This is a genomic window from Longimicrobium sp. (assembly GCA_036387335.1).
GTDB lineage: Bacteria > Gemmatimonadota > Gemmatimonadetes > Longimicrobiales > Longimicrobiaceae > Longimicrobium.
This window is the reverse complement of record DASVTZ010000115.1, coordinates 1-10,297: the sequence shown is the minus strand read 5'-3', so window position 1 is coordinate 10,297 and position 10,297 is coordinate 1. Positions and strand designations below refer to the sequence as shown.

Annotated in this window: 13 protein-coding genes; 10 read left to right on the top strand and 3 right to left on the bottom strand. The window is 70.6% G+C overall.

The genetic code is table 11. The features are described 5' to 3' along the window. Positions 1–262 precede the first annotated feature (262 nt). On the bottom strand, positions 263–808 hold the full coding sequence (locus VF647_10920; protein HEX8452601.1) for a DUF411 domain-containing protein: 546 nt from the start codon (positions 806–808) through the stop codon (positions 263–265). A 466-nt stretch (positions 809–1,274) separates the two neighbouring features. Here VF647_10920 and VF647_10915 point away from each other — a divergent pair, with 466 nt between their 5' ends. From VF647_10915 to VF647_10895, 5 genes are all read left to right on the top strand, one after another. Continuing rightward, positions 1,275–2,936 carry an ATP-binding protein gene (locus VF647_10915; GenBank protein HEX8452600.1) on the top strand — a complete coding sequence of 554 codons (1,662 nt, stop codon included), beginning with the start codon at positions 1,275–1,277 and terminating at the stop codon, positions 2,934–2,936. A gap of 103 nt (positions 2,937–3,039) precedes the next feature. Further along, complete coding sequence (locus VF647_10910; GenBank protein ID HEX8452599.1) at positions 3,040–4,410, top strand: sigma-54 dependent transcriptional regulator; 1,371 nt, start codon at positions 3,040–3,042, stop codon at positions 4,408–4,410. Between the two features lie 442 nt (positions 4,411–4,852). After that, positions 4,853–5,392, top strand: a complete 540-nt coding sequence (locus tag VF647_10905; GenBank protein HEX8452598.1) for a hypothetical protein — start codon at positions 4,853–4,855, stop codon at positions 5,390–5,392. A gap of 76 nt (positions 5,393–5,468) precedes the next feature. After that, entirely contained in the window at positions 5,469–5,831 is a 363-nt protein-coding gene (locus VF647_10900) for a hypothetical protein (GenBank protein HEX8452597.1), read from the top strand. Between the two features lie 171 nt (positions 5,832–6,002). Then, positions 6,003–6,182, top strand: coding sequence for a hypothetical protein (locus tag VF647_10895; protein HEX8452596.1), 180 nt, complete (start codon positions 6,003–6,005; stop codon positions 6,180–6,182). Between the two features lie 100 nt (positions 6,183–6,282). Here the strand turns inward: VF647_10895 and VF647_10890 are convergent, their stop codons facing one another. Next, positions 6,283–6,606, bottom strand: coding sequence for a hypothetical protein (locus VF647_10890; GenBank protein ID HEX8452595.1), 324 nt, complete (start codon positions 6,604–6,606; stop codon positions 6,283–6,285). 19 nt (positions 6,607–6,625) lie between these two features. Next, positions 6,626–7,015 carry a hypothetical protein gene (locus VF647_10885; GenBank protein ID HEX8452594.1) on the bottom strand — a complete coding sequence of 130 codons (390 nt, stop codon included), beginning with the start codon at positions 7,013–7,015 and terminating at the stop codon, positions 6,626–6,628. 147 nt (positions 7,016–7,162) lie between these two features. On the opposite strand from VF647_10885, the gene VF647_10880 reads away from it, so the two are divergent. The 5 genes from VF647_10880 to VF647_10860 all read left to right on the top strand — a co-directional run. After that, positions 7,163–7,423, top strand: coding sequence for a hypothetical protein (locus tag VF647_10880; GenBank protein ID HEX8452593.1), 261 nt, complete (start codon positions 7,163–7,165; stop codon positions 7,421–7,423). 54 nt (positions 7,424–7,477) lie between these two features. Beyond that, the gene (locus tag VF647_10875) at positions 7,478–8,248 is read left to right on the top strand and encodes a pentapeptide repeat-containing protein (GenBank protein HEX8452592.1); all 771 of its coding nucleotides are present in this window, start codon (positions 7,478–7,480) and stop codon (positions 8,246–8,248) included. 186 nt (positions 8,249–8,434) lie between these two features. Further along, positions 8,435–8,947 carry a hypothetical protein gene (locus VF647_10870; protein HEX8452591.1) on the top strand — a complete coding sequence of 171 codons (513 nt, stop codon included), beginning with the start codon at positions 8,435–8,437 and terminating at the stop codon, positions 8,945–8,947. Positions 8,948–8,955: 8 nt separating this feature from the next. Next, positions 8,956–9,825 (top strand): glycerophosphodiester phosphodiesterase, encoded by an 870-nt coding sequence (locus tag VF647_10865; protein HEX8452590.1) that lies wholly within the window; start codon positions 8,956–8,958, stop codon positions 9,823–9,825. A 44-nt stretch (positions 9,826–9,869) separates the two neighbouring features. Further along, positions 9,870–10,297 (top strand): BON domain-containing protein (locus VF647_10860; protein ID HEX8452589.1); only part of this gene is annotated, 428 nt, incomplete at its 3' end.

Sequence of the window (10,297 nt, the reverse complement as noted above, 5' to 3'; positions counted from 1 at the left end):
CGCGCTCCCCTGCCTGCCCAGCGTGCTGCTGGAGCGGGGACGCGAAGTACGGCGTAGGCTCCGAGAGCCACCCCGAAAGCGGACGATGCAACTCCTTGAAATCAAGAAGTTTAAGGCCTTAAGTTAACGCCTATGGGGATTTATCCCCCGGTTTTCGTGCGCCGGCGCCGCACCGCCCCTGGCGTTGCGCATCCCCCGGCGTGGCGCGCGCGTCCGTTGTCCCGCCCCCGGCGCCGCACGCCCCCGGCGCCCCCGCCCCCGTTCACCGGCTCTCGTACACCCGCGTGTTGCCGTTGCGGTCGAAGGCGATCACGTCGTAGTGGTCCTTGAACGGCCCTTCCATCCCGGGCGAGCCCATCGGCATGCCGGGGACGGCGACGCCCGCGATCTGGGGCTTCTCGCGCAGGACGCGCTGGATGACCTCGGCGGGGACGTGCCCCTCGAAGACGTAGCCGCCCACCTTGGCGGTGTGGCACGATGCGAGGGCCGCGGGGACGCCCCACTCCGCCTTGACCGGCTCCACCTGCTCCACGTCGTGCACCTCCACCGTGTAGCCGTTCGCCTTGAGGTGGTCCACCCACTTCGCGCAGCAGCCGCACGTCGGCGTCTTGTAGACCACTGCGAGGAGGGCGGATGCGGCGGCGGCGGCGCCCGGCGCGCGGGCCGTTCCCTCGGCGTGCGCACCGGAGGCGTGCACCGCGGCGGGAGACTGCGCGGGCGCGGCATCGGCGCTGCTCACCTCGCCGGAGGGGCGGGCGCAGGCGGCGGTCAGGGCGAGGATCAGGGTTGCGCGCAGGACGTGCTTCATCGGTGGCTCGCGGATGGGGGTTGCCGGGCGCCCGGCGGACGTTCGTTCCGGCGCCCCTGTACACGCGAGGGGGCGCGTGTGGTCCATTCCATACTGTCATCCTGAACGAGCGCCTCTCAGATCTCGCCTCTAAACCGACCCTTCGGCGCGAGTGAAGGATCTACTGCGCGTGGCGCGGGGCTCGAGGTGCAACGCCGTTCTCCTGCCGCGCCGGCTAGATTCTTCAGTCGCCGGAGGGAGTTCTGGTTGCCTTGCGCAGGTAGGTGCCGGCGGCTCCTTCAGAATGACAGGTGGGGGGGTGCGGCGCGGAAGTCATGCGCAACGCGGGGGATGACGGCCGCGAGTCCGCGCAGGCGGACTTTGTGCGGTTGTTGCAGCGAGTTCACTCGCCCGCTTGACACACCCCACGGCGGGGCGGATCATTCGCAGCCGGTACGTGCCGTCTCCTTTCCCCGCGCCCTTCCGAATGGTCCGCCAGAAACGGTTTAAAACGGGGACCATTCCGGACACGCGGCAGCTCCTGTCGTGGGTGTACGTCGCGCGGATGACGCTGGCGGCGGCGATCTTCGTGGCGGCGGCGTGGGCGTGGCGAGATGCTCCGCCCGGGACGACGCTCACGGCCACGCTCCTCTTCGTGGCCGCGCTGGTCGTCACCTTTCCGTCGTTCTGGCACACGCACCTGGCCGGGCGCACACCGGGCCGCACGTACCTGTACGGGCAGGTGGTGTTCGACGTGTGCATGGTCGCCGTCGTCGTGCACCTGACGGGCGGAAAGGACAGCAGCTTCGCGCCGCTCTACGTGCTGGCGATCTTCGCCGGGGCCGTCCTCCTTCCCATCGTGGGCGGGATGCTGATCGCGGTGCTGGCGTGCGTGCTGTACTTCGCGGACGTAGTGTGGAGCGCGCACGAGTTGGACGCGCCCGTCTTCCTCCAGATCGTGATCTTTGGCGCGGTGGCGCTGGTCACCGGCTACCTGGGCGACCGGCTGCGGCGCACCGGCGTGGCCCTCGGCGAGGTGGAGACGGAGCTGCGGCTGCTGCGGCTGGACACCGCCGACATCCTGGCCAGCATCCTCACCGGCATCCTGACGGTCAACGGATACGGGCGGCTGGTGTACATGAACCCCACCGCCGCCGAGCTCCTCGACCTCGATCCGCGCGAGCTGCAGGGCCAGCCCGTGATCGCCGTGCTCGACGAGGCCGCTCCGGGGCTCGGCACCATCATCGAGACCTCCGTGCGCGAGAACGCCGGGGTGCGGCGCTCGCAGACGGGGGAGGGAAGGGACGGGATGGTGCTGGGGGTGAGCACCACCGTCGTGGAGCGCCCGGAGCCCGAGCCCCCCTCGGTGACGGCGATCTTCCAGGACATCACCGGGAGCCGTCGGCTGGAGGCGCTCCGCCGCCGCGCCGAGCGCCTGGAGGCGGTGGCCGAGCTGAGCGCATCGCTGGCGCACGAGATCAAGAACCCGCTCGCCTCCATCCGCAGCGCCACGGAGCAGCTCGCCGGCGACGGGATCGACCGCGAGGACCGCGGCGTGCTCAGCAACCTGGTGACGCGCGAGTCGGATCGCCTGAGCCGCCTGCTGACGGAGTTCATCGACTTCGCGCGCGTAAAGCTCCGCGCCTCGGCCCCCGTGCGCGCGGGGACGATCGTGAGCCACGCGATGGAGGTGGTTCGCGCCCACCCGGACGCATCCGGCCGCGCGATCCACCTGGAGTGCACCGACGAGGCGATGTCCGCCGAGGTGCTGGGTGACGAGGACCTCCTCCACCGCGCTTTCCTCAACCTGGTCCTCAACGCCGCGCAGTGGGCCGGTCCCGGCGGCAAGGTCGAAGTCGAGGCCGACGTGATCCAGTCCGACCTCCTCTCCGCCGCAATGAGCAGCACGCGGGCCCTGCGCGTGCGCGTGACCGACACGGGCCCCGGCGTCCCTCCGGACGAGGTGGAGCACGTCTTCGACCCGTTCTTCACCCTGCGCCCCGGCGGCACGGGCCTGGGTCTCGCCCTCGTTCAGCGCGCCGCGGAGGCGCACGGCGGCGCCGTCTTCGTGGACGAGCCCCGCGGCGACGGCTGGGGCGCGACGTTTACGATGTATCTTCCGGCGCTGGACGGGGAGGAAAGTGCGTGAGTGCGTCAGTGCGTAAGTGCGCTACGACCCAAACGCACTAACGCACTCACGCACTCACGCACTATCTTCTCAGTACTTCGCACTCAGTTCCCAGGCCCCGCCCATGTCCGACGCCACGAAAATCCTCGTCATCGACGACGAAACCGCCATCCTCGACACCCTCCGCATCCTCCTGCGCCGGGAGGGCTTCCAGGTGGAGACCGCCGTGGGGGGGCAGCAGGGGGTGGCCCGGATGGAGGAGCTGCGCCCGGACGTGGTGCTCAGCGACGTGCGGATGCCCAACGTGGGCGGGCTGGAGGTGCTGCTGGCCGCGAAGGATCTGGACCCGTCGCTTCCGGTGATCCTGATGACGGCGCAGGCGTCGCTCCAGACGGCGATCCGCGCGGTCAACGAGGGGGCGTTCTACTACATCCAGAAGCCCTTCGCCAACGACGAGATGGTCGCCATCTGCCGGCGGGCGGCGGAGAGCCGGCAGCTCAAGCGCGAGAACCAGGCGCTCAAGACAGAGATCCGCCGCCGCGACCGGGGCGACTCCGCGCGCCCCATCGGCCGCAGCAAGCGCTTCCTGGACGTGCTGAAGACGGCCGAGACCGCCGCCCCCACCGACTCCACTATCCTCGTGACGGGGGAGAGCGGCGCGGGCAAGGAGGTGCTCGCCAAGTACATCCACGAGATTTCCGGGCGCTCGGACGGCCCGTTCGTCTCCATCAACTGCGGCGCCCTCCCCGAAAGCCTTCTGGAGAGCGAGCTCTTTGGCCACACCAAGGGCTCCTTCACTGGCGCGCACCGCGACAAGCAGGGCCTGTTTGTCGCGGCGAAGGGCGGCACGTTCTTCATGGACGAGGTGGGCGAGATGTCGCCCGCCACGCAGGTCAAGCTCCTGCGCGTCCTCCAGGAGCGCGAGGTGATCCCCGTCGGCGCGACGGAGGCGGTGCCGGTGGATGTTCGCATCGTGGCCGCAACCAATCGCGACCTTGAGGAAGAGATCCGCCGCGGCGGCTTCCGCAGCGACCTGTACTACCGCCTCAACGTCATCACTGTCCACCTTCCCCCGCTGCGCGACCGCGGCGAGGACGTGCCGCTGCTCGCCTCCTTCTTCCTGGAGCGGTTCGCGGGCGGGCGCGGAAAGGAGACGCCGCGGCTCTCGCAGGAGGCGGTCGACGCGCTCGCGTCGTACGACTGGCCCGGGAACGTGCGCGAGCTGGAGAACGCCCTGGAGCGCGCCGCCGTCCTCACCGCCGACGGCGAGATCCAGGTGTCCGCGCTCCCCACACGCATCACGGAGCGCGCCCCGCAGCCCCTCGTCTCCGCCGCCCTGCCGCCCAACCCGACGCTGGAGATCATCGAGCGCGCGTACATCCACTGGGTCCTGCACTCCGAGAGCGGCAACAAGACGCGGGCGGCCGAGGTGCTGGGGATCGATCCCTCGACGCTGTACCGGAAGCTGCTGCGGTACGGGATGGATGCGGGGTGAGGGGGGCTGGCCCCCTCCCCGCTCGTTCCTCGCTGCCCCTCCCCCAAACTGCTGGGGGAGGGGCGTTTAGCATGCGTCGGTGGGTGTCTGCGGGGGCGCCGCACGGGTGGGCACGGGCAGCCACGTGGGGCTGCCCCTACGGGGTTTGGGTGGCAGGGGGCGGGGGGCGGAGGTAAGGGCGAGGGTGGGCAGACACGCAGGTCTGCCCCTACGGGATCGGTTTGACGGGCGGGCGACGGAGCGGCGGCGGGTACGGGCGCGATGAATCGCGCCCCTACAGGATCTGTGCAGCGCGGGCGGAGTTCTCCCCCTCACCCGCCCTGCGCCCCCGCAGGCGGGGGAGGGGGTCGGGGGGAGGGGGCGCCCGCCCGGTACAGAACCTGCCGAGCCGGACGTCCTTACTCGCAAAGCGGAGGGTGCCGATGAAGGTTCGGAGAGCATAGTGCGGTTGCTCGTGATCGTGCCCGTGGGCGATGCGGACGAGGGGCTGCTGCAGGCGCTCGCCGATGACCTGGGGCCACGGCTGGGGCTGGAGTGCGCGGTCGGCTCGGGGCTCCCGCTACGGGAGGAGTGGTGGGACGGCGACCGACGCCGGTACCTCTCTGGACCCATCGTCGATGCGCTGCTGGAGCGGGCGGATGGATCGGGGCGCGACCCGCGCGAGTGCTGGTGGCTCGGCGTGGCGGAGTGCGGGCTATGCGCGCCGGAGTACGACGTCGTCTTCGGCGAGGCGACGATGCACGGGCCCTGCGCGGTGGTGGGGCTCGCCTCACTGCGCGTGCCCTGCGCGGACGGCACCTCCGCGCTCTGGCCGCGCCTCGTCGCTTCATCCGTTCACGAGCTTGGGCACCTGGCGGGGGCCGAGCACTGCGCGAATCCACGGTGTGTAATGTACCCCTCGCGCGACATCGCGGACACGGATGGGAAGGGGAACTCCTTCTGCGGAGCGTGTTTCCAGTGGGACGCGGAACGCGGAGCTTGATCCGCGGGCGGCGCTAGTATACTTTGTAAAGAGCACCCCTCCCGCACACTCCCAGTCGTCCCATACCGGCTCATTCATGAACCACGAGTCACCCCGGTCGCTGCGGCGCGCGTACCTGGATTGGGTCGAAGAACAGGTCGAGAACTACAAGGACGAGATCCCGCGCTCCGAGCTCCTGCGGCTCGCGGACGAGGTGGTGCGCGAGCTCCGGATGACGGACTCGGGGCAATACCAGCTCACCGAGCTCCTCATCTGCCACGCGATGGACAAGCGGATCGCGCGCTCGCTCAAGCTCCCGGGATACCGCTCCTGGAGCGCCCAGCGCCTCGCCGCGCTCAACGCGCCGCTCTTCCCGCCCGACCTGACACCGCCGCCGCCGCCGCGCGCCGCCGCGGCACCGGCCACCGCGGTCGGGGTTCCCCTGGCCTGTGTCGGTTGAACACGTGCGGTGATCACAAAGGGCTACACACTGCGGCGCGAGCACGGTTGCTCGCGCCGCAAGTCGTTGTCTCCGTTCGGCTTGGGGTTGCGCCCGCGCCGGTATGCGCCATGCACGGGATGGGGATGCCGCGCGTCCTGCGGCGGCGGTCCTATATCCCGAGTTATCCTGATGATCGATCCACATAAATCCTGCCCCGACCTACCCGCCGAATCGCGGGAGATCGTGGGGATCGTGGTGCAGGGAGTCCCGTCCCTGCCCGTGCGCCCCCATCTCGCGTTCATGTGGGGCCCCGAAGCGGCGCCCGTCCCCTCCATCGCCTTCGGGCGCGAGCGCAACCGGGCGGCGTAGAAAAGCATCACACGGAGGGCACAAAGAGGAACGGAAAGGCTCATTGAGAAGCCTTTCCGTTCCTCTTTCCTTTTCCCTCTGTGTCTCTGTGTGAGGCTGTCTACTCGGGGCGGGTGCCTCCCACCGCCGGGTCGCCCTTGGACTCGCCGCCGCGCTCGTGCACCACGACGTTGTCCGAGTCGGGGCGCTGCTCGCTGGGCGTGTTCATCACGTGCTGCTTGTCCTCCGGAACGCCGGCCACCTTCTGGCCGTAGCCGCCCGGCGTCTTGTCGTCGGCCGAGTCCACCAGCCCGGGGGCCGAGAAGTCGGGGCCGCCACCCGGGGCGTCCGCGAAGCCGGCCTCGTCGAACGCCTGCTCGCCGAGCGGGTCCGCGTCGTCGATCTCCTCGGGGTCGAAGCCGGGATCGATGTTGCGCTTGGGCATCAAGTACTCCTGGTGTGGGTTAGTAGCGCCGCGGCCGTGGGCGCGGCGGAATGCTGAACTCGACATCGTAGCCGTACCGGTCCGCCCAGGCACGAAGCGCGCGGTCGCCGCCCCGCCCGTACGCCGGGCTCCGGCGCGGGGGAATGTGGTAGCCACGGTCGTAGCGTGGACCGGGCGCCGGCATCCCCTCCGCTCCGTACGGGAGCATGGGCCAGGCCATTGGCCCCATCATCGGGTCCCAGCCGAAGGGGACGAAGGGGAAGGGGACCGGCGGCCCGTAGTCCGGCCGCGGCGGCGCGCCCTGGTAGCCCCGGTCGTAGCGCCCCTGCCCGCGGTCGTATCCCCGCGGTCCGCCGCGGAAGCCGCGGTCGTAGCCGTATCCCCGGTCGTAGCCGTGCCTGTATGGCATCCTCGCCTCCTCGTTGGCCGTGCGGGCTCGTCGCGGACGGCGCGCTCCGCAAGGTCCGTGCGATGAGAGCGGAACGCGCATTGCAGAAGGTGTTTACAGGGTCGGGCGCGTGGGCGCGCGGCTGCGGGCCTTTCGCGCGGAGGTCGGGTGCTCACGATCGTGCTTTGTCTGGCTCTTGCCGCCGTCGCCGCACCGGGGCTCGCGGCGCTGTACCTGGCCCGCCTCCCCTTCGCGCCCGAGTGCCCGCACTGCCGCGCCGTCACCAGCCCGCACCGTGGGCGGAGCGCGGTGGATCGGCTGGTGGCCGTGATGGCGGCCACGCCGGTGCGCAAGTGCGCGCGGTGCGGGTGGGCCGGGCGCATGCGCTGGAAGCTCGCCCCGCAGCGCGCCGCCGCGCGGCAAAGGTAGGTCTCCTCAATGGACACCCCCACGGCCTCGGGCGCTCCGGGCCAGGAGCAGCGCATGGAGCAGCGGATCCTGTCGGACCGGGACCTTTGGATGCTGGTCGCGTCGGGGCACCTCAACCTGCGCGGCGCCGTGCTGGACGGGGCGCGGCTGGAGCGCGCCAACCTGGCCGGCGCCAACCTGGAGCGCTGCTCGCTGCGGGGGGCGCAGCTGGCGGGCGCCAACCTCAAGGGCGCCAACCTGAGCGGCGCCGAGCTGGAGGGCGCCGACCTCAAGGGCGCCGACCTGATCGAAGCCAACCTCACCGAAGCGTATCTCAAGAGCGCCGGCCTGTGGGGCGCCTACCTGGAGCGCGCCACGATGGAGTGGGCGTACATGGAGGGCGCCTACCTGGAGTGGGCGTACCTCAAGCGCGCGCACCTCACCGGGGCGTACCTCAAGGGCGCCATCCTGACCGGCGCGGACATGGAGAAGGCGAACCTCAAGGGCGCCAATCTCACCGGCGCGTACCTGCGCGGGGTGGAGCTGGGCGGGGCGATGCTGGAGTACGCCACGCTGGAGCACGCGGACCTGGGCGGCGCCAAGCTGCACGGGGCCGACCTCAAGGGTGCCAACCTGACGGGCGCCACCCTCGTCTCCGCCGACCTCTCGGGCGCGGACCTTTCCGGCTGCACGCTCAAGGGCGCGGACCTGAGCGGGGCCAACCTGGAGCGCGCCAACCTCACGGGCGCCGACCTGGAGCGCGCCGAGCTGGGCGACGCGCGCGTCACCGCCGAGCAGCTGGAGTCCGCGGTGCGCGAGGTGGAGCGGGAGCAGCGCACGGCCTGAAAACAGCGCGTCACACAGAGCCACAGAGAAAACTACAAGAACGAAAGAGAGAGCTCTGCTGGTCCCTCTGTGCCCTCGTTGTGCCCTCCGTGTCTCTGTGTGAAACTGCTGTTGCGACGCCTCCCGCGCGGGTCTAAGTTGACCGCCCCAGCATGCGAGCAACGCAGCACGGAGCCATCCGGTTTTATGCGCAACTCCGCCGCACCCGCCCATCCCGCGCAGTCTTTCGTGGAACAGCGCCGCAGGCGCATCCTCTGCTCCATCCACCGTACTCCGCACGACTTTCCGGGCGCGGAGACGCTCTCCCCCGAGCGGCTCGAGTTCATCCGCCGCGAGGCGGAGGAGCTGTACTGGAACGAGCTTTCGTGGGAGCAGCTCACCGACGAGGAAGCGGTCGCGGGCGGCCACATGACGGAGATGGTCTTTCCCGGCTTCCTCGCCTACGTGGACGGCCTGCTGGTGGACCACGTCCCCGCCGGTGCCCCCAATCCGGCACGTCCTCACCCCGACGCGGTGGAGGAGATCCTCACCTTTGTCGCCGAGCGTTACGCCGCCGCTACGCGCGAGCTGGAGGCCGGCATCGACTCCCAAAAGGTCGTTTGGGCGCGGATGATGTCGTCGGAGCTGGTGGACCTGGTGCTGTACCGGCTGTACCGGCTTTCGCCCGCCGAGGTGGAAGCGCTGGAAGACAGGGAATAACTCCCTGAATGTCCCCGTCTCGTCCCGGCTTCCGCTATCTCGCCGGCGCTCCCCTACTGATCGCGCACCGCGGCGGCTCCGGCCTCGCGCCTGAGAACACTCTTGTCGCGTTTCGCCAGGCGCTGGAGTGGTGGCGGGCGGACGTGCTGGAGATCGACGTCCAGCCGACGCGGGATGGGGATGCGGTGGTGATCCATGATCCCAACGTGGACCGCACGACCGATGGTGGCGGGCCGGTGTGCGAGCTGACGGTGGGGGAGCTGGCGGGGCTGGATGCGGGGTACCGCTTCACGCCGGACGGGGGCGCCACCTTCCCCTTCCGCGGCGCGGGCGTGCGCATCTCCACCCTGCGCGAGGTGCTGGAGGCGCTGCCGCACGCGCGCGTGAACGTGGAGATCAAGGACGCGCGGGCGCAGGAGCCGGTGTGGGAGACAGTGCGCGCGCTCGGGGCGGAGCAGCGCGTGCTGATCGCGGCGGGAGATCGAAAGAACCGCGCGCGCTTCGCTAAGTACTCCGGCCCCACCAGCGCGTCGTCGCAGGAGATGTACGCCTTCTACGCCCTCCACAAGCTGCGCCTCGGCCGCCTCTACCGCCCTGCCGTCGATGCCTGGCAGATGCCCGATAGCCACGGCGGCCGGCAGGTGCTCGATCCGCTCTGGGTGCGGGAGGCGCACGCAAAGAACGTGGCCGTGCACGTGTGGACGATCGACGAGACCGAGGACATGCGCCGCCTCCTCTCCTGGGGCGTCGATGGCATCGTGAGCGACCGTCCGGACCGCCTGGCGCGGGTCCTCCACGAAGTCGCCGCGCGGCCGCTCCCCCCCGGCCCGCCGCCGGGCGAGATGGAGCCGTGGCTGGCGCGGTTGTTGCGCGCCTGAGCCGCCCTCCGCACACGGTACAACGCGCTTACCAGGGAAAGACGATGCCGCCTTACGACGGGGGTTACGGCCGCCAGGGCGCCGGAAACGGCTTCAACCGCAACCCCGGCTTCGGCGGCGGAATGGGACAGCGCCCGAGCCCTTACGACGGCAGCTTCGGCGGCCACGACGAGGGCACCTTTGGCCCCGCGCGCTACGGCCTCGGCCCGTACCACCAGCGCCTCCGCAAGCGCCAGCGCCCGGACGAGGAGCTGAAGAGCGACGTGGAGGACGCCCTCTTCTACGACACCTGGGTGGACGCCGAGGCGATCACGGTCGAAGTGAGCGGCGGCGTTGTCACCCTGCGAGGCGAGCTCCCCGACTACGACGAGGTCCGCTACGCCACCGACGACGCCTGGGACGTGGACGGCGTGCGCGGAGTGCGCTCGGAGCTGCGCGTGAACAGCGCCCGCCGCCCCCCGCTGGACCAGGT